General features: G+C 68.1%; 19 protein-coding genes. 8 read left to right on the forward strand and 11 right to left on the reverse strand.

Features of this window, described 5'->3' with window-relative positions:
• Positions 1-91: 91 nt before the first annotated feature.
• A complete protein-coding gene (locus ABIE51_RS18560) occupies positions 92-1,765 on the reverse strand; it encodes a M28 family metallopeptidase (RefSeq protein ID WP_192632720.1) in 1,674 nt (557 codons plus the stop codon).
• A gap of 261 nt (positions 1,766-2,026) precedes the next feature.
• Positions 2,027-2,458 carry a PepSY domain-containing protein gene (locus ABIE51_RS18565; protein WP_192632719.1) on the reverse strand — a complete coding sequence of 144 codons (432 nt, stop codon included), beginning with the start codon at positions 2,456-2,458 and terminating at the stop codon, positions 2,027-2,029.
• 307 nt (positions 2,459-2,765) lie between these two features.
• Here ABIE51_RS18565 and ABIE51_RS18570 point away from each other — a divergent pair, with 307 nt between their 5' ends.
• From ABIE51_RS18570 to ABIE51_RS18585, 4 genes are all read left to right on the forward strand, one after another.
• Positions 2,766-4,046, forward strand: coding sequence for a CynX/NimT family MFS transporter (locus tag ABIE51_RS18570; protein WP_192632718.1), 1,281 nt, complete (start codon positions 2,766-2,768; stop codon positions 4,044-4,046).
• Between the two features lie 107 nt (positions 4,047-4,153).
• Positions 4,154-4,345 (forward strand): hypothetical protein, encoded by a 192-nt coding sequence (locus ABIE51_RS18575; protein WP_192632717.1) that lies wholly within the window; start codon positions 4,154-4,156, stop codon positions 4,343-4,345.
• 85 nt (positions 4,346-4,430) lie between these two features.
• Positions 4,431-5,198, forward strand: coding sequence for a HipA family kinase (locus ABIE51_RS18580; RefSeq protein WP_192632896.1), 768 nt, complete (start codon positions 4,431-4,433; stop codon positions 5,196-5,198).
• Positions 5,185-5,595: a DUF3037 domain-containing protein gene (locus ABIE51_RS18585; RefSeq protein WP_115841952.1), complete on the forward strand. Its 411-nt coding sequence runs from the start codon at positions 5,185-5,187 to the stop codon at positions 5,593-5,595. The genes ABIE51_RS18580 and ABIE51_RS18585 overlap by 14 nt, the downstream gene beginning before the upstream one ends.
• A 104-nt stretch (positions 5,596-5,699) precedes the next feature.
• Here ABIE51_RS18585 and ABIE51_RS18590 read toward each other — a convergent pair whose 3' ends face one another.
• Entirely contained in the window at positions 5,700-5,909 is a 210-nt protein-coding gene (locus ABIE51_RS18590; RefSeq protein WP_115841954.1) for a cold-shock protein, read from the reverse strand.
• 237 nt (positions 5,910-6,146) lie between these two features.
• Here ABIE51_RS18590 and ABIE51_RS18595 point away from each other — a divergent pair, with 237 nt between their 5' ends.
• Positions 6,147-6,431: a DUF4031 domain-containing protein gene (locus ABIE51_RS18595; RefSeq protein ID WP_115841955.1), complete on the forward strand. Its 285-nt coding sequence runs from the start codon at positions 6,147-6,149 to the stop codon at positions 6,429-6,431.
• An 87-nt stretch (positions 6,432-6,518) separates the two neighbouring features.
• The gene (locus tag ABIE51_RS18600; RefSeq protein ID WP_115841956.1) at positions 6,519-6,770 is read left to right on the forward strand and encodes a DUF3297 family protein; all 252 of its coding nucleotides are present in this window, start codon (positions 6,519-6,521) and stop codon (positions 6,768-6,770) included.
• A gap of 3 nt (positions 6,771-6,773) precedes the next feature.
• Here ABIE51_RS18600 and ABIE51_RS18605 read toward each other — a convergent pair whose 3' ends face one another.
• On the reverse strand, positions 6,774-7,493 hold the full coding sequence (locus tag ABIE51_RS18605) for a M23 family metallopeptidase (RefSeq protein WP_354504699.1): 720 nt from the start codon (positions 7,491-7,493) through the stop codon (positions 6,774-6,776).
• A gap of 299 nt (positions 7,494-7,792) precedes the next feature.
• Between ABIE51_RS18605 and ABIE51_RS18610 the strand changes: the two genes are divergently transcribed.
• Positions 7,793-8,347, forward strand: a complete 555-nt coding sequence (locus tag ABIE51_RS18610) for a DUF3016 domain-containing protein (RefSeq protein WP_192632715.1) — start codon at positions 7,793-7,795, stop codon at positions 8,345-8,347.
• A gap of 66 nt (positions 8,348-8,413) precedes the next feature.
• On the opposite strand, the gene ABIE51_RS18615 is transcribed toward ABIE51_RS18610, so the two are convergent.
• From ABIE51_RS18615 to ABIE51_RS18625, 3 genes are all read right to left on the reverse strand, one after another.
• Positions 8,414-9,175 carry an ABC transporter permease gene (locus ABIE51_RS18615; protein ID WP_115841959.1) on the reverse strand — a complete coding sequence of 254 codons (762 nt, stop codon included), beginning with the start codon at positions 9,173-9,175 and terminating at the stop codon, positions 8,414-8,416.
• On the reverse strand, positions 9,172-10,110 hold the full coding sequence (locus ABIE51_RS18620) for an ABC transporter ATP-binding protein (protein WP_115842082.1): 939 nt from the start codon (positions 10,108-10,110) through the stop codon (positions 9,172-9,174). The genes ABIE51_RS18615 and ABIE51_RS18620 overlap by 4 nt, the downstream gene beginning before the upstream one ends.
• A gap of 104 nt (positions 10,111-10,214) precedes the next feature.
• On the reverse strand, positions 10,215-10,484 hold the full coding sequence (locus tag ABIE51_RS18625) for a DUF2798 domain-containing protein (protein ID WP_181902759.1): 270 nt from the start codon (positions 10,482-10,484) through the stop codon (positions 10,215-10,217).
• 205 nt (positions 10,485-10,689) lie between these two features.
• Between ABIE51_RS18625 and ABIE51_RS18630 the strand changes: the two genes are divergently transcribed.
• Positions 10,690-11,064: a YciI family protein gene (locus tag ABIE51_RS18630; protein WP_192632714.1), complete on the forward strand. Its 375-nt coding sequence runs from the start codon at positions 10,690-10,692 to the stop codon at positions 11,062-11,064.
• A 6-nt stretch (positions 11,065-11,070) separates the two neighbouring features.
• Here the strand turns inward: ABIE51_RS18630 and ABIE51_RS18635 are convergent, their stop codons facing one another.
• The 4 genes from ABIE51_RS18635 to ABIE51_RS18650 form a co-directional block, all read right to left on the reverse strand.
• Positions 11,071-11,955 carry a bifunctional helix-turn-helix transcriptional regulator/GNAT family N-acetyltransferase gene (locus ABIE51_RS18635; protein WP_192632713.1) on the reverse strand — a complete coding sequence of 295 codons (885 nt, stop codon included), beginning with the start codon at positions 11,953-11,955 and terminating at the stop codon, positions 11,071-11,073.
• A gap of 40 nt (positions 11,956-11,995) precedes the next feature.
• Entirely contained in the window at positions 11,996-12,220 is a 225-nt protein-coding gene (locus ABIE51_RS18640) for a hypothetical protein (protein ID WP_192632712.1), read from the reverse strand.
• Positions 12,221-12,353: 133 nt separating this feature from the next.
• Positions 12,354-15,116 carry a S8 family serine peptidase gene (locus ABIE51_RS18645; protein ID WP_192632711.1) on the reverse strand — a complete coding sequence of 921 codons (2,763 nt, stop codon included), beginning with the start codon at positions 15,114-15,116 and terminating at the stop codon, positions 12,354-12,356.
• Between the two features lie 324 nt (positions 15,117-15,440).
• Entirely contained in the window at positions 15,441-16,769 is a 1,329-nt protein-coding gene (locus ABIE51_RS18650; RefSeq protein WP_192632710.1) for a metal-dependent hydrolase family protein, read from the reverse strand.
• Between the last annotated feature and the right edge of the window lie 301 nt (positions 16,770-17,070).

The following is a 17,070-nucleotide window of genomic DNA, read 5'->3' on the forward strand; positions in this document are numbered from 1 at the left end:
AGGGGAAACGAAGCGATATCGGCTGCCTGCCCTCACCCCGACCCTCTCCCGCAGGCGGGAGAGGGGGAAAGACCATACGGCAACGTAAGGGCTACTTCCGATCACCCGCCGTCTGGTCACGCGCCGCGCGGAACTCGCTCGACGCGTCCCAGTTCGGCCAGCGATCCGAATCGGCCAGGTTGCGGCCGACGGTGTAGAGCAGGCCCAGGTCGCGCGCCATGCCGAGGAAGGTCCATTCGGCTTCCCATTCGTCGGCCGGCTGGTGGTAGCGGTCGGCGACGTACGCGTCTTCCATCTTCTTGCCCGCTTCCAGGCCGCCGTCGACCAGGTCGTTGCCCGAGCCGAACGACACCGCCGGCACGCCGCGCTTGGCGAAGGGGAAGTGATCGGAACGGAAGAAGTGGCCGGCTTCCGGCTTCGGATCGGTCACGTAATCCAGGTTCGCGACCTTCTTCGCCGTGTCGATGAGTTCGTCGAGCAGTTCCTGCTTCGCGCTGCCGGAGGTGGTGAAGTTACGCGCCGGACCGTGCGGGTCGAGGGCGTCCATGTTGATCACCGCCACCGTCTTGCCCAGCGGGTACAGCGGCTTGGAGGCGTAGTACTCCGAACCGAGCAGGCCCTTCTCCTCCGCCGTGACGGCGAGGAAGACGACCGAACGTTCCGGCTTCGTCGGTGCCTTGGCGAACGCGCGGCCGATCTCGATCAGCGCGGCGGTGCCGGTCGCGTTGTCGACGGCGCCGTTGTAGATCTTGTCGCCCTTCGCGTCCGGCTGGCCGACGCCCAGGTGGTCCCAGTGCGCCGAATAGATGACGGTCTCGTCCGGGCGCTTGGTGCCGTCGATGCGGCCGACGATGTTGTGCGAGGTGATGATCTGGCGATCCACGTCGTACTTCGCGCTCAGCGTCGCGCCCTTCAGTTCGACCGGCTTGAACGCCTTGGTCTTCGCCTGGGCCTTGAGCGCGTCGAAATCCAGGCCCGACTGCTTGAACAGCTGCTGCGCGAAATCGCGCTGGATCCAGCCTTCGAGCCTGGGATGCACCGAGGCCGGCTTGTCGCGCACGACATCGAACATCGTGTTGGTGTTGGAGTTCTTGACCGTCGCCCAGCCGTACGAGGCCGGATCGGTCTCGTGCACGATCAGCAGGCCGAGCGCGCCCTGGCGCGCGGCCTCTTCGTACTTGTAGGTCCAGCGGCCGTAGTAGGTCATCGCCTTGCCGCCGAAGTCGCCTTCGCCGCCGTCGAAGTCCGGATCGTTGATCAGGACCACGGCGATCTTGCCCTTGAGGTCGACGCCCTTGAAGTCGTCCCAGCCGCGCTCGGGCGCGCTTACGCCGTAGCCGGCGAAGACCAGCGGCGCCTTGCTGATGTCGACGGCGGTCGAGCCGTCCTGCGCGGCGCGCACCGCGATCTGCTCGCCTTGCGTGAGCGCCTGCGTCTTGCCCTTCACGGCGACGGAAATCGTCGGCGTGCCCTTGATCTCGGCGCGTGCCAGCGGCACGGCCTGGGTCCATTCGCGCTTGCCGTCCTTCAGGTCGCCGCCCGGCTGCAGGCCGGCGGCCTTCATCTGCGCGACGACGTAATCGATGGTCTTGGTTTCGCCGGCCGTGGCGGGGCCGCGGCCCTCGAATTCATCGGAGGAGAGGACCTTCACGTCCTGCGAGAGGCGCGCGGGGTCGATGTCGGTCGCCGCCGGCTTCCCGGCGATGGCGGGATCTAGGGCGAGCGAGAGGGACAGCGCGAGCAGCGATACGGCCGGTAGCTTCATGGATGGGACCTGGGGTCGGAGTGCCGGCCGATGGTACGGAGCGGGGAGGCGGGGTGCCAGCCAACGTTATGCGCCGGGGGTGCTGCCCTTCTCCCGCTGGCGGGAGAAGGTGCCGGCAGGGGGATGAGGGCGGAGCCCGCGGTCAGCACAATGCCGCTGCCCGGCCCTCACCCCAACCCCTCTCCCGCAGGCGGGAGAGGGGCCAAGTGCATGGGCGGAGTGCCCCTAATCACCGGGTCAGGGGAGAGCACCGCCTGAAACTCAATCCTTTTCCTTGCCGATCACCTTGCCCGTCGCCGGATCGATCTTCAGCTCGACGTCCTTGCCCGACGGGTCGTCGCCTTCGGCGTTCCAGATACCGTCCTCGAAATCGACGTCGTGCACGTTGGTGTAGCCCTCGGCCGACAGGCGCGCACGCACGTCGGCCTCGCTGAGGTTGGCGACCTGCTTGTCCGGGTAGACCTGGCCGGTCTTCGCATCCAGGCGCACGTCGACGCTGTCGCCCTGCGCGCTGTGCGCGTCGGCCTTCCACACGCCGTCCTCGAACTTCACGTCGTTGACCTTGGTGTAGCCCTGCTCGGTCAGACGCGCGCGCACCTGCGCTTCGGTCAGCGGGGCTGCCGGCTTGGCGTCCTGCGCGAACGCGACGGTCGACAGCGACAGCAGCGCGGTCAGCACGATGGTCTTCTTCATTCGATGACTCCCTGGTTTGCAGTGGATCGTTGCAGTGGGCTGGAGTCTTCGTCGGCCGATGCGAATCGCGGGTGAATCCTTACGGCACGTGTGCGGAAACGGTCAGCATGGTGATTCGCCCGTGAAAACCGGCGTCCGGCGGTCCACACTGGAACCCAGTGTTGCCGCCCGCCGGGTGGCCGCACATGCCTCCATCCCGCAAACTTCACGTATTCAGCGGCGCGCCGCGCATCTTCCGCAGCACCCGCGACATCGAACTGCACGCATCGCCCCGCATCGATCCGCGGGGTGCACAGGACTTCCCGCAATGAACGCAGACTCCCTCGCCGCCCCGCTCGTCCGCCCCTTGTGGCGCGACCGCGCGCTCGTGCTGGCGGGCATCGCGATGTCGGCGTTCAACCTGCGCACGGCGGTGACCTCGCTCACGCCGCTGCTCGACACCCTCGGCGACACCTTCGGCTTCGGTCCGACCATGACCGGCGTGCTCGGCATGGTGCCGACGGCGGCATTCGCCGTGTTCGGCGTGGTGACGCCGGCCATCGCGCATCGCCTTGGCCTCGAACGCACGGCGCTGCTGGCGATGGCGCTCGCGGCGATCGGCCTGTTCGTGCGCGCATTCGTCGGCGACACGGCGATGCTGCTGGTCACCTCGGCGATCGCGCTGTCCGGCATGGGCATGGGCAACGTCGTGCTGCCGCCGCTGGTGAAGCGCTACTTCGCCGATCGCGTCGGCACCGTCAGCACGCTCTACATCACCGTGCTGCAGCTGGGCACGATCCTGCCGGCGCTGCTTGCCGTGCCCATCGCGACCGCCGCCGGCTGGCGCGTGTCGCTCGGCGCGTGGTCGCTGATCGCCGCCGCCGCCGCGCTGCCGTGGATCGGCGTGCTGTGGATGGAACGCTACGGGCAATCGCGGCAGGCGAAGGCGCTCTGCCAGGCGCACGACGAAGCCGTCGCGAGCGGCGATCCCGCACCGGAACTCGATGGCGCGAAGAATGGCAGCGCGCGCGGTCGCGTCTGGCGTTCGCCCGTCGCGTGGGGCCTCACGTTGATGTTCGGCATGACGTCGCTGACGACGTATTCGATGTTCACGTGGTTGCCGAAGCTGCTCACCGAAGCCGGCGGCTCGCACGCGCTCGGCGGCACGATGGTCGCGCTGTTCTCGACGATGGGCCTGCTGAGCGCGCTGTTCCTGCCCGCGCTGGCGGTGCGCATTCGCAATCCGTTCCCGATCGTCGTCGCGTGCGGCGCGAGCTACATCGCCGCGTTCGCCGGCCTGCTGCTCGCGCCGATGGCCGCGCCGCTGCTGTGGGTCGCATTCCTCGGCCTGGGGCCGAGCACGTTCCCGCTCTCGCTCACGCTGATCAACCTGCGCACGCGCACGCCGGGCGGTTCCTCGCGGCTGTCGGGTTTCGTGCAGGGCGTGGGCTACAGCCTCAGCTGCCTGGGGCCGCTGCTGTTCGGCTGGCTGCACGAGGCCACGCACGGCTGGGAGTGGCCGTTCGCGTTCCTGACGCTGTGCCTGCTCGCGCTGCTGTACGGAGGCTGGCTCGCGAGCCGCCCGCGCATGCTCGAGGACACCTGGTAGGGCATCACCGGCGCGATTCTTCGCGCGACGCATACATCCTCACGACAAGGGGTTCAGCCCGAATCGCCCACGCTCCATGCACGTTCCATTCTGCGATGGAGTCCGACATGGGCCAGCGTCACGTCGAAAACGACCCGAATACCACCGGCAAGTCCGAGCGCGAGTACGAGCACAGCTCGGGCGATCGCAACACCAAGAAGAGCGAGAACGACTGGCAGGGCTTCAGCGGTGGCAAGCAGCGCGACGCCACGCCGGGCGCGCCAGGCACGCCGCCTGCGAAGGATGCCGATCGCCGCTGATCGAACCTGACGAGCGCACATTCCTTTCGCTCGTTTCCCGTGCCAAGTACCCTGTCGCGGCCCTCATCCGCCGCGACCCATGACCCTGCGCACCGTCCACGTTGCCCGTTACGTCACGCCATTGCGTGAAGGCGGTTCGCTGCCCGCGATCGTCGAAGGCGACGACGACGGCCTCTACGTCCTGAAATTCCGCGGCGCCGGCCAGGGCGTGAAGGCGTTGGTGGCTGAGCTCGTCGCCGGGGAAATCGCCCGCAAGCTCGGGCTTCCGATCCCGGAACTGGTGTTCGTCGAACTCGACGCCGAGCTCGCGCGCACCGAACCGGACCCGGAAATCCAGGAACTCATCAAGGCCAGCGACGGCCTCAACCTCGCCCTCGATTACCTGCCCGGTGCGATCAATTTCGATCCCGTCGCCGAACGCGTGCCGGGCGCGCTGGCCTCCGACATCGTCTGGTTCGACGCCTTCACCAGCAATGTCGACCGCAGCTTCCGCAATCCGAACCTGCTCGTCTGGCATCGCAACCCGTGGCTGATCGACCACGGCGCGGCGCTGTACTTCCACCACGGCTGGGACGGCTCGCCGACGCATGCCGGCAGCGCGTTCCCGATGATCCGCGAGCACGTGCTGCTGCCGCAGGCCGACGACATCGCCGGCGCGGACGCGCGGCTGTCGGGAAAGCTGACGCGGGGCGACTTCGACGCGATCCTCGCGCTCGTGCCCGACGCGTGGCTCGTCGGCGCGGATACACCGGCCGATCCCACCGAACATCGCGCGGCCTACGTCGAGCATTTCATGCAGCGGCTGGCGCAGCGCCAGCGCTTCGTCGAGGAGGCGATCCATGCACGCGCCTGAGACGCCGCGCCGCGATACCTACGACTACGCGGTGATCCGCGTGGTCCCGCGCGTGGAACGCGAGGAGTTCGTCAACGTCGGCATCCTGCTGTCGTGCCCGACGGCGAAGTTCCTGCAGGCGCGCATCGAAGTCGACGAGGCGCGGCTGCGCGCGCTCGATCCGGACATCGACCTGGACACGGTGCGCCGCCATCTGGAAGCGATGGAGGCGATCTGCGCCGGCGGCCCGGGCAGCGGCCCCATCGGCCTGTTGCCGCAGCGCGCGCGCTTCCACTGGCTCACCGCCAAGCGCAGCTCGATCATCCAGACCTCGCCCGTCCACCTGGGCCGCTGCACCCACGCCGGCAACGCGGTCGAGCACCTGATGGACCGGATGGTGCGGGTGCGGCGCGACTGACCTCGGCGCCCGCCCACCAAGAAGCCGGGCGAAGGCCGGGCGACGCAGCCATAAAAAAAGCCCGGCTTGCGCCGGGCTTTTTGGTAACGCTTGGTGCGAAAGGCTTACAGGGCCTGCACGGCGTCTGCCTGAAGGCCCTTCTGGCCCTGGACGACGGTGAAGGACACCTTCTGGCCTTCCTGCAGGCTCTTGAAGCCCGAGCCCTGGATCGAACGGAAGTGGACGAACACGTCCTCGCCGTTCTCGCGGCTGATGAAGCCGAAGCCCTTGGCATCGTTGAACCACTTGACGGTACCGGTTTCACGGTTCGACATGACTTTCTCCTATACGGATGGTGAGACCGCTATCGCGGCATTGGAGCTGGTCGCAAGGAGAAAGCGAGGTGCAACGATGGAGAAGAAAATCCACATCGGGTCACATTCACCGTGACCCTTGGCTAACGCAGCGCGAGGCATGTTGGACGTGTTTGGTCGGATTTGCAAATCCGGACCGGCCGGGGCGGTTCAGATAGGATCCCCATTCAGCATGTCCACCGATTACCTCTCCCCGCGATGACGGTCTATGTCGATGATGCGGTCCACCTCTGGCGCGGCCGCCGCTGGGCCCACCTGATGGCCGACACCCTCGACGAGCTCCATGCCATGGCCGAGCGCCTGGACATCCCGCGCCGGGCCTTCCAGAACAAGACCTCCGGCGCGCATTACGACGTACCGTCCGAGTTGCGCGAGCGCGCGATCGAGCTGGGCGCGGTGGCCATTTCGCGCCACACCGACCGCGACCGGGTCCGGGCGGTGATCGCCCGCGCCAAGGCGCAGGGCCGCGGCGAGCACCCCTGAGGCTGCGGGATCGCGCGGCCGCACGTATCCTGTGCGGCCCCGGCGCCTGCCCGGTGCCGACACCCGCGCCAGAACACGAATCCCGCCATGACCGACACCCCGCCCGACCGCCTCTCCAACGACCCGCGCAGCCCGTTCTTCGATGAGACGGTGCTCGAGCGCGGCATCGGCATCCGCTTCAACGGGGTCGAGCGCATCAATGTCGAGGAGTACTGCATCAGCGAAGGCTGGGTGCGGCTGCCGGTCGGCAAGGCGCTGGATCGCCGCGGCAACCCGATGACGATGAAGCACAAGGGCAAGGTCGAGGCCTGGTTCCGCGACGCGGAAGCCGGCGAGTAAGCCTCAAAGCCCCGCCAGATAACGGCCCGGGTCGATCCGGCGCCCGTACTGGCGCACTTCGAAGTGCAGGTGCGGACCGGTCGAACGGCCGGTCGAGCCCATCTTCGAGATCTCCTGCCCGGCGAGGACGACGTCGCCCGGCCGCACTTCCAGCCGGCTGTTGTGCGCGTACAGCGTCACGATGCCCTGCCCGTGGTCGATCATGACCACGTTGCCGTAGTCCTTCGTGTGATGCGCCTGCACGACCACCCCGTCGCCGCAGGCATGCACCGGCGTTCCGGTCGTGCCGGCGAAGTCGATGCCGCTGTGGAAGGCATCGCCGCGCCCGAAGGGGTCGTGGCGGCGGCCGAAGCCGGACGTGATCCGCACCGGCGCCACGGGCAGCAGGCTCAGCAGCTTCTCGCGCCAGCCGCGCTTGACCGGATTCCAGGCGATGGCCGACAGGTCGATCGCATCGTCCGCCTTGTGCAGCGGCACCGCGTCCAGGTGCGCGAGGTCCGCGGCGAGGTCGTAGTGCGGCGCCTGCGAGGCCGGCAGGTACGGACCGCCCATCCCTGCTTCGATCGCGACTGCGCGCGCCGGCACGGCGACATGCGTGCGCGCATAGCCGGAGCCGGCGCTCGTGGCGGCAACCAGCACCGCGGCTGCGCAGATCACCTGCAGGCTGCTGCGCCAAGCGCAGCGGATGGGATGGACTTGGGCTTTGCGTACGGCGGGGGACATGGAACGGCTCCGTGGGCGGACGGCGGCGCCCGGCGACCGGACGCGGTGGACTCCTGGCGGGGGAATTCCGGCTCCGATATGTGCCGGGCGAAGCGCCATCGCGGCGCAGGAGGAAGTTTCCGGATCGGTCGCCGGGGCCGATATGAGACGGGTCCGAAAAACTCTCAGCCGAAGGCCTTGACCTGTTAAGGATTCGTGGTTCGAAACCGCGAACGCCGGCTGTACGTCGCCGAGAGCCGCGTCGCCGGCGCCCGTCGGCGGTGGGAGAATCCGATTGCCCCATCCTTTCGGAGGTCGCCATGAAATCGCGCCTCGCCCTTCTCCTTCTCGCCGCTGCCCTCGCCTCCACCGCGACAGCCGGCGTCCGCAACGTCACCGATCCGGATGCACCGCGCGCCTTGCCCGAAAGCGAGTCGGTCAATGTGCGATGGGAAGACCCGTCGCGCTTCAGCGAACTTCGCTACAGCGGCAACCGCTGGGAAGCCTCGCAGGGCAACTGGGTGCAGGAACTCGCGGGCTACCTGCGCGAGCGCGCCGAGAAGCGCCTGCCCGAGGGCCAGCGCCTGGATGTCGACATCCTCGACATCCGCCGCGCGGGCATGTTCGAACCGTGGCACGGCCCGAACCTGCAGAACACGCGCATCATCCGCGACGTCTATCCGCCGCGCATGACGCTCAACGTGCGCCTCACCGATGCCGACGGCAACGTGATCGCGCAGGGCGAGCGCAAGCTGAGCGATCCGGGATTCCTGATGAGCGACAGCGCTTCGCTCAACAGCGATCCGCTGCGCTTCGAGAAACGCCTGATCGATCGCTGGCTCACGCAGGAACTGCGCGAAGGCGAGCGCAGCTAGTCATCGAAGTCGCCGGAAACAAGAAAGGGCCGCAGCTGCGGCCCTTCTTTGTTTCGCGTGGGGTGCTTACTGCTTCAACTTCCAGCCCGTGCGGAAGATCCAGTACACCACGCCCAGGCACAGCAGCAGGAAGCCGAGGATCGCCGCCGCGCTGATGCCGACGTTGACGTCGGAAATCCCGAAGAAGCTCCAGCGGAAACCGCTGATGAGGTACACCACCGGATTGAACAGCGCGACCTTCTGCCACAGCGGCGGGAGCATGCTGATCGAATAGAACGCACCTCCGAGGAACGTCAGCGGCGTGATGATCATCAGCGGCACCAGCTGCAGGCGCTGGAAGCTGTCGGCCCACAGGCCGATGATGAAGCCGAACAGGCTGAAGGTCAGCGCCGTCAGCACGAGGAAACACAGCATCCAGAACGGATGCTGGATTTCGTACGGCACGAAGAAGCGCGCGGTGAGCAGGATCAGCGTGCCGAGCATCAGCGACTTGGTCGCCGCGGCGCCGACGTAGCCGATCACGATCTCCATCGCCGACACCGGCGCCGACAGCAGTTCGTAGATCGTGCCGGCCCACTTGGGCATGTAGATGCCGAAGGATGCGTTGGAGATGCTTTCGCTCAGCAGCGACAGCATGATCAGGCCGGGGATGATGAAGGCGCCGTAGCTCACGCCGTCGACATCGCCCATGCGCCCACCGATCGCCGCGCCGAAGACGATGAAGTACAGCGACGTCGACAGCACCGGCGAGACGATCGACTCCATCAGCGTGCGGAACGTGCGCGCCATCTCGAAACGGTAGATGGCGCGGATCGCGTGCAGGTTCATGCGCGCGCCTCCCGGTTCTGGCGGACCAGGCTGACGAAGATGTCCTCCAGCGAACTCTCGGACGAATGCAGGTCCTTGAAGTCGATGCCGTGCTGGGTGAGGCGACGCAGGAGCGCGGCAATGCCGGTTTCCTGCGCCTGCACGTCAAAGGTGTAGACCAGCGAATGGCCGTCTTCGGCCAGTTCCAGCGGGTATTCGGCGAGGTCGTCGGGAATCCGCTCCAGCGGCGCCTGCAGCGTCAGCGTGAGCTGCTTCTTGCCGAGCTTGCGCATCAGCGTGGCCTTGTCCTCCACCAGCACCAGCTCGCCCTTGTTGATCACGCCGATGCGGTCGGCCATGTCCTCGGCCTCCTCGATGTAGTGCGTGGTCAGGATGATCGTGGTGCCGTTCTCGCGAAGGCGACGCACCATTTCCCACATGTCGTGGCGCAGTTCGACGTCGACGCCGGCGGTCGGTTCGTCGAGGAACAGGATCGACGGCTCGTGCGACAGCGCCTTGGCGATCAGCACGCGACGCTTCATGCCACCCGACAGCGCCATGATCTTGCTGTCCTTCTTGTCCCACAGCGAGAGGTCGCGCAGCACCTTTTCCAGGTACGCGTCGTCGCGCGGCTTGCCGAAGAGGCCGCGGCTGAACTTCACCGTCGCCCACACGCTTTCGAACGCGTCGGTCGACAGCTCCTGCGGCACCAGCCCGATCTTCATGCGCGCGGCGCGGTAGTCGTGGACGATGTCGTGGCCGTCGGCGGTGACGCTGCCGGAGCTTGCGTTGACGATGCCGCAGATGATGCTGATCAGCGTCGTCTTGCCCGCGCCGTTGGGCCCGAGCAGCGCGAAGATCTCGCCGCGGCGGATCTGCAGGTCGATGCCCTTGAGCGCCTGGAAACCGGTGGAGTACGTCTTGGTGAGCCCCCTGACATCGATCACGGGGTCGATGACGGGATCGTGTGCCTGCAAGCCGGCGGTGGACGCCATGCCGTGTTCCTTTTCCTGCGGAGAACCCGCGGCATCGTACCGGAGCGGCGCCGACGACACGTCGCTCATCCCATGCGGCCGAGGCGGCGCGACGATCCGGTGGCTTCGCTGCACACCTTCGTCACGCGCGCCAGCAGCGCGCGCACGCCGGGCAGGATCACCCACGCGGCCGGCAGCGCGACAGCGAACGCGACCGGCCATCCGCGCAGCCAGGCCTCGACGAGCCCGGGACCGAAGCCGCGGTGCAAGGCGATCATGGCGAAGCTCATCACGCCCGACATCAGCGTGACGACCAGCGGAACAAAGGCGAACTGGGCCTGGCGTGGCGTGAGCATGGCGGGCATTCCGTTGCGGGGGAGGAACGACAGGTTAGGCACGCGACCCCGCGCCGATAAGCCCGTATCGGGGGGAAGAACCGTCCCGTGAGCGGGCGAATCGGCGAAACGTGCCATCGCGGCGCCGTCGTGTGTCTTCCGGTACATCGCGCCGTCGCACGCATGGGCCACAATGCGCGTTCCCAGGACGCATCCGCGGAGTGCCATGAAATTCCTGCTGATGATCTACACCGACCAGGCCCTGCTCGACGCGTTGCCGGAAGGCGAGTACGACCGCCTGATGAAAGACTGCATCGAAAAGGCCGACGCCCTGCGCGAGCGCGGCGTGCTGCTGGATTCGCAGCAGCTAGAAGTCCCCAGCACCGCGCGTTCGATCCGCGCCCGCAACGGCAGCACGCACGTGTTCGACGGTCCGTTCGCCGAAGCGAAGGAAGTCTTCGCCGGCTTCAACCTGATCGAGGCGCCGGATATCGAAACCGCGGTGGACATCGCGCATTCGTTCCCGTGGTCGCGCTTCGGTTCGATCGAAGTGCGCCCGGTGCGCGACTTCAACGCGGTGCGCGAGCGCGTGGGCGCGTAACGCGCGTCAGGCGAGGCGCTTCTCGAACCAGTAATCCGCGTAGGGATTGTCGTTGTAGCGCGGGATCTCGACGTAGCCGTTGCGCGCGTACAGCGCGCGTGCTTCCAGCAGCGTGCGGTTGGTGTCCAGGCGCAGCGTGTGCAGCGACATCGCGTGCGCCCGCGCTTCCAGTGCGTCGAGCATGCGCTGGGCGATGCCGAGGCCGCGTGCGGTCGGCGCGACCCACATGCGCTTGATCTCGCCGACGCCGTCGCCGAGCACCTTCAGCGCGCCGCAGCCGAGCGCGTCCTCGTCCAGGCGCGCGAGCAGCAGCACGCCGGACGGCGGTACGAGTTCCTGCGGATCGGCGCTCGGGCCGCGCGTCGCGTCGAAACCCGTGTCGAAGCGTTCGTCGAGTTCGCGCAGGTACGCGTCGATGCACGCGCGCGCATCGGCGCTGGCGGGGTCCGCCGGTTCGATGACCACGGCGGCGGCGCGCATCAGGCGTTCGACGTCGGCCATCGCCCGGGTCAGGCGCTCACGCTGCGCCTCGCCCAGCGGCGACAGCAGCGAGGTCGCGAAGTCCTGCGACAGCCGGTCGAGCGCCTCGAATTCCCGCCGTCCCTTTGCCGTCAGCAGCACGCGCCGGACGCGCGCGTCATCCGGCGCCGGCTGCGATTTCACCAGCCCCTGCGATTCAAGGCCGCGCAGCAGGCGGCTCAGGTAGCCCGAATCCAGCGATAGCCGCGCGCGCAGGTCGCGCACGTCGGCGCCGTCGCGACCGATCTCGAACAGCAGCCGTGACTCGGCCAACGGCCGGCCGCGCCCGAGGAAGTCGTCCGACAGCGCGCCGATCCGGCGCGTCACCGAGCGGTTGAAGCTGCGGACCTGTTCGATCTGGCGTTCGTCCATTGCCTGACTTTAGTCAGGCAATTGCGCCGGCGCAAGCGTTTCAGGCTTGTCGGGAGGCCGGTTGCGCCCGGCGACGCGACAGATACGGCAGCGCGAACATGTACAACCCGCTGACCAGCAGCAAGGCCAGCGGCACCAGCGTCGCGAAGCCGACCCACAGCGCGATGTCGCCCCGCCCCATCACGGCGAAGTTGGCGATGACGAACAGCGTGAAGGCAATCGACAGCCAGCGATGGGCCTGGCGGATCCACTTGTTCCAGTTCATTCGAGCGCTCCCTGGCGGATGGCCCGCACGATGCGGGCCGACGGAAGGCATCCTCGCGCGGCGCCCGCGGCGCCGCTTCTCGAAAACTGATCACTTGCGCGGATCCTTCCAACCCGCGCATACCGCGGCCAGATTAGAACTCGCGCTGCCACTCCAGCATGGCGGTGCTCCACTGCGAACCCGCCGTGCTGCGCATGCCGAAGTTCAGGCGCAACTGCGCCCCGCGAGCCTGTCGCTCCAACCCCAGTTCGAACAGGCCCATGTCCTCGCCCCAGCCGGTGCCGTCCAGCGGCGCCCATGCGTCCAGACCGGTGAAACGCGCCCGCATGCCGCCCGACTGCGACAGCAACGATTGCCATTCGATCCGCCCCTGCAGCATCCACTCGGCGCTGGCGAACGGCATCTGGTGGTTCATGCGCGCTCCGAGAATGCCCATCGCAGCGGTGGCATCCGACGCAGGCGCGGCCAGCCCGAAGCCCGCAGCGCCTTCTTCACGGAACGCGTCGCGCTGCAGCCGGATCGCCTGCAGCCCCATGTAGGGAACAACGGACGTGGCCGACCACCGCACCCGCGCGCCTGCCTGAAGGCCGAGCGTGGCATGCCGCTCGCGAAGATCCGAGTCCACCCGATACCGATCCGCGCCGAGGTCGATCTCGCGACGGAGCGCACGCCGCCCCTGGCCAACGCCGACGCTACCGAGCAGGTAGCGACCTTCACCAAGCCCCCAGTTCGAATACCACTGGCCTTCGAAGAGACGGGCGTGTTCGCGGTCGCTGCGCGCGCCGTGCCAGCGATTGCCGTCCGACGCCGTCATCGACAGCCCCATCGTTGCGCCATTCGCGCGCGTGACATCGGCGCCCATGGTCCAGCCGCTGGCCCGCACGTCCACGCCGCCATCAGCGCGTTGCTGCTCGAAGGACCTCGACCAGAGGTGCGATACATCGCCCGCACCGACGGCATCCATGCGCGCCTCAAGCGAATGCCGCGCGTCGTCCATCGTCATGCGGATGAACCCGGCGTCCATTGCGTGGAACTCGCCCGACAACGAGGCCAGCGAACGCTCCAGTCCCGCGGCCGAATCGCTCGCCTGCAGGGCCGCGGCTGCCGAGAGGAAGGCCGGATCGGCCGATGCCGGCGTCGCGTCGAGCTGGCCGAACGCTTCCTCCACGCGCTGCGCACCCTGCACCGCCGCGGCCGACAGTCCGAGGCGCGATGCGGTAGCCGTGACGCTGTTTCGCGTGAGTTCGAGCCACACGCCCTGCGGCTCGTAATGCGGCGTGGCACTAAGCAGGTACGAAGGCGCGGTCCAGTCGACGGAGTCGAAGGTGCCCTCCACCTGCGACGCGTTCAGGACATCGGCGCGCGCATTGAAAACATAGCCGTTGACGGTGCCGGCTATGCGGAGACGGCCGTCCAGGCGGGCCGTTCCGGCGATGTCCAGCGGCTTGCCGCCCAGGTACATCGACAGCATGCCGGTGTCCGATTGCAGGTAATCGCCGCCGACGTGCACGGCGATGCCGCTGCTCGGCAGCTGGACTTTGGAGGCGTTGGACAGTTCGCCAAGTACGCGCACGTCGCCTGCACGGACGCTTGGCCATCCCGCACCACTGGGCGTCCCGAACGTCACGCCGCCGGTACCCGTTTCGGCGCGCACGTCGGCCTTGAGCAGCGCCCCGTCGGCGAGGGTCACCCAGCCGGCGTCGCGGACGATGACGTCGCTCGCCTGCTCGCCGAGGATGCCCACCGTCATTCCGGAGGTGCCGTGCACGACGGTGGGACCGGTGTACGTGTTGTTGCCGGAGAGGAACATCAGCAGCGAACGGTTCGAGTACAGGGTGAGGCCACCCTGGCCGCTCATGTCGTTGGCCCAGTTGCCACCGAAGCCACTGCTGACGATGCCGCTGAAATCGAACTGCATCTGGCCCCAGTCCAGACGCCCCGGCCCGTTGATCGCCTTTTCCAGGTCGATCCGGCCGTGTCCGAACACGTCGTCCACGCCGGCAGCGCCCAGGTCCGTGGCCGTGCCGAGGAGGATCTGCCGCGTCTGTTCGGCACTGAGGTAAGTGAATCGATCCCGCACCACGGCCGCCGCGCCGCTCACCTGTGCGGCCGCGAAATCGGTGCCGTGCGCGTTGACCAGTCCCGTGGCATTCGGATCGACCGTCTTCACGTCACCCGTCGCCATGAGGCAGATGTCCTTCGCGACGCCGCACGCGTTCGACGTGGACGAAAGACGGTCGGGCATTTCGCTCGAGACTGCGCCCACGACGAGCCAGTTGTCGCGCACGCCTTGGGGATCCGCGCCCGTGAGCGGCAACTTCGCGAGCTGTGAGGGTTCAAAGTCCGTCGCGTCGCCAGCGGCGACCACGATCAGGGCGTCGCGCGAGGCCAGGCGCGAGAAGCCGTCGTAAAGCTCGTTTCGTCCCGCCTCAGTGTCCCAGCGCAGCCTATCGGTCGAAACGTTGACCACGTTCGCCCCGCCATCGGCCAGCCATTGCGCACCCGCGGTGAAGGTGCCGTCGGCCTTGACGTTCTGTACCGACGCTGCGTCGTCCTGGAGATAGCGGAACGATGCCAAGGTCGCGCGCTGCGCGACACCGCCTGGATGCCCATCGACGTTGTAGCCCAGGATGATGCGGGCAACTTGCGTTCCGTGCCCGAGTTTGTCGGGCACGGATGTGTCCATGGTGGACGGATCGGCAACGCGGTGCGCCCCGAAGGGGGTGCCCAGGCGCGACAAACGCTGGCTGTCGACACCCGAATCGATGATGCCGACCCGCGACCGCTCGCCATAGGACGGATGGCCGCCGAACGTGTCGTCGAGCTGCAGGTGCGCGTCGATGGCCGGATCGAGCACCGGCGGTGCACGATCGAGCGGCGTACGCGGCGGAGTCACCGGCGGCGTGACGGGTGGGGTGACCGGCGGCGGCTCTGGCGTGGTCGGCGGCGGAGTGGGCGGCGTCGGGGTAGTGGGTGGCGGCGCGCTGCCGCCTGCGGGCGGCGGTTCGTTTCGGACATTGCCGCCGCCTCCACCTCCCCCGCACGACGCTACAGCCATCGCGCACATCACAGCTGCCACCGCACGCGTCAACGGCGCGCGGATACCGATCCGACGGTCCATGCCTTTCCCCTCTTCCCTGCCAGCGCACGGCCGGCTCCCCGCCCATGAGGGTAGGCAATCCCACGGGGCCACTCAAGCGGGTGGCCGCGGGGCGCGCCTTCAGCGATCGCCTTGAGGCCCGCGCACCACCGCACCCTGCTTCATCACCAGCAGCGGTTTCTGCGTGGCGCGGATGTTCTCCAGCACGTTGCCGGGCACGGCGACGATGTCGGCGAACTTGCCCGCCTCCAGCGTGCCGGTTTCGTTCTCGATGCCCAGCAGCTTCGCCGAGCCCTGGCTGCTGGTGAGCAGCGCCGCCGACGGCGTCATGCCGAGGTCGACCATGTCGCCGAATTCCTGCGCGTTGAGCCCGTGCGGATACACCGCGGCGTCGGTGCCCAGCGCGATCGGCACGCCCACGCGCAGCGCCTCCTTGAACATCTTCTGGTGCGCCGCGCCGGCTGCGCGTGCCTTGGCGCCGATCTGCGGCGGATACGTGTCCGCCTTGTCGAGCACCCAGACCTGCGTCATGCGCGTGGGCACCAGGTACGTGCCCTTGCTCTTCATCAGCTGCAGCGTGGGCGTGGTGAGGAAGCTTCCGTGCTCGATCGAATCCACGCCGGCTTCCACCGCGAGCTTCGCGGCGAGATCGCCGTGGCTGTGCGCGGCGACCTTGCGGCCCCAGGTGTGGGCTTCGGTCACGATCGCGCGCAACTCGTCGGGCGTGAGCTGCGGGACGTCGACCGGATCGGCTTCCGACAGCACGCCGCCGGAGGCGCAGATCTTGATGAGGTCGGCGCCGTACTTCATCTGCTCGCGCGTGGCGAGGCGGCACTGCTCGGCGCCGTTGCACACGCCGTCGCGCGGGCCCAGCGGCACGACGCGCTCCGGCGGAAAAGGCGCCGCGTCGCAATGCCCGCCGGTCGATCCGATGGCGTGGCCTGCGACCAGCATGCGCGGGCCTTCGGCCAGGCCGTCGCGGATCGCGTTGCGCAACGCGATGTCGACGAAATCCGGCGCGCCGACCTCGCGCACGGTCGTGAAGCCGGCTTCGAGCGTCAGCTTGGCGTTGCGTGCCGCGTGGAACGACTGCTCGGTCGGGAAGCGCAGCATGTTCTCGTAGAAGCCCTGCGCCCAGTTGTCGTCGTGGTTGGAGGCAATGTGCGTGTGCGCGTCGATGAAGCCCGGCAGCAGCGTGGCCTCGCCCAGGTCGATGACCTTCGCGCCGGCCGGCACGGCGGCATCGCCGACGGCGGCGATGCGATCGCCCTGCACCACCACCAGGCCCGGCGACACCAGCCGGCCGCTGCGCCCGTCGAACAGGTGCGCGGCCCGCAGCACGATGGGCGCCGAGGCCGGCGCGGCAGGCGCCTGTGCGGGCGTCGCGGCGGTGGCCAGCGACAAGGCGACGGACAGGCCCGCCAGGGCCACGACGGCACGACGCTTCATTCCCTTCCCCTCAGGCGTTCACGTTCGGGCGAGTGTAGGAGGCGGCGCGGCGCGCCGTCTCGCCTCCTGCGACGGGCGGCGGCCACACTGGGCGCACTCCTCGTCAGGGAGATTGCCGGGGTGGCGCGCGACCGGTTCGCGCGCCACCCCGGCTTTTTTCGTCCAGCAAGGTCGCTGTAAGCGCTTACCTAAAGCCGAGGTGAAGGATTCCGGTGAGAAAGCGCGAACTGCGTCGCGATTCGGCGCGAACCCGATTGCCAGGCGGTGCGCCCCAGTCAGGATCGACACAAACCAGATCCAT

This window comes from Lysobacter sp. OAE881, assembly GCF_040546665.1.
In the GTDB taxonomy this organism is placed as follows: domain Bacteria; phylum Pseudomonadota; class Gammaproteobacteria; order Xanthomonadales; family Xanthomonadaceae; genus Lysobacter_J; species Lysobacter_J soli.

What these genes read in the sequence shown, in the direction of transcription:
- ABIE51_RS18625 (WP_181902759.1), bottom strand. Translation starts at nt 10,484, where the DNA reads ATGCTCACGCCACGCCAGGCCCAGTTCGCCTTTGTTCCGCTGGTCGTC.
- ABIE51_RS18635 (WP_192632713.1), bottom strand. Translation starts at nt 11,955, where the DNA reads ATGGACGAACGCCAGATCGAACAGGTCCGCAGCTTCAACCGCTCGGTG.
- ABIE51_RS18630 (WP_192632714.1), top strand. Translation starts at nt 10,690, where the DNA reads ATGAAATTCCTGCTGATGATCTACACCGACCAGGCCCTGCTCGACGCG.
- ABIE51_RS18575 (WP_192632717.1), top strand. Translation starts at nt 4,154, where the DNA reads ATGGGCCAGCGTCACGTCGAAAACGACCCGAATACCACCGGCAAGTCC.
- ABIE51_RS18650 (WP_192632710.1), bottom strand. Translation starts at nt 16,769, where the DNA reads ATGAAGCGTCGTGCCGTCGTGGCCCTGGCGGGCCTGTCCGTCGCCTTG.
- ABIE51_RS18610 (WP_192632715.1), top strand. Translation starts at nt 7,793, where the DNA reads ATGAAATCGCGCCTCGCCCTTCTCCTTCTCGCCGCTGCCCTCGCCTCC.
- ABIE51_RS18640 (WP_192632712.1), bottom strand. Translation starts at nt 12,220, where the DNA reads ATGAACTGGAACAAGTGGATCCGCCAGGCCCATCGCTGGCTGTCGATT.
- ABIE51_RS18590 (WP_115841954.1), bottom strand. Translation starts at nt 5,909, where the DNA reads ATGTCGAACCGTGAAACCGGTACCGTCAAGTGGTTCAACGATGCCAAG.
- ABIE51_RS18565 (WP_192632719.1), bottom strand. Translation starts at nt 2,458, where the DNA reads ATGAAGAAGACCATCGTGCTGACCGCGCTGCTGTCGCTGTCGACCGTC.
- ABIE51_RS18570 (WP_192632718.1), top strand. Translation starts at nt 2,766, where the DNA reads ATGAACGCAGACTCCCTCGCCGCCCCGCTCGTCCGCCCCTTGTGGCGC.
- ABIE51_RS18605 (WP_354504699.1), bottom strand. Translation starts at nt 7,493, where the DNA reads ATGTCCCCCGCCGTACGCAAAGCCCAAGTCCATCCCATCCGCTGCGCT.
- ABIE51_RS18600 (WP_115841956.1), top strand. Translation starts at nt 6,519, where the DNA reads ATGACCGACACCCCGCCCGACCGCCTCTCCAACGACCCGCGCAGCCCG.
- ABIE51_RS18585 (WP_115841952.1), top strand. Translation starts at nt 5,185, where the DNA reads ATGCACGCGCCTGAGACGCCGCGCCGCGATACCTACGACTACGCGGTG.
- ABIE51_RS18615 (WP_115841959.1), bottom strand. Translation starts at nt 9,175, where the DNA reads ATGAACCTGCACGCGATCCGCGCCATCTACCGTTTCGAGATGGCGCGC.
- ABIE51_RS18560 (WP_192632720.1), bottom strand. Translation starts at nt 1,765, where the DNA reads ATGAAGCTACCGGCCGTATCGCTGCTCGCGCTGTCCCTCTCGCTCGCC.
- ABIE51_RS18595 (WP_115841955.1), top strand. Translation starts at nt 6,147, where the DNA reads ATGACGGTCTATGTCGATGATGCGGTCCACCTCTGGCGCGGCCGCCGC.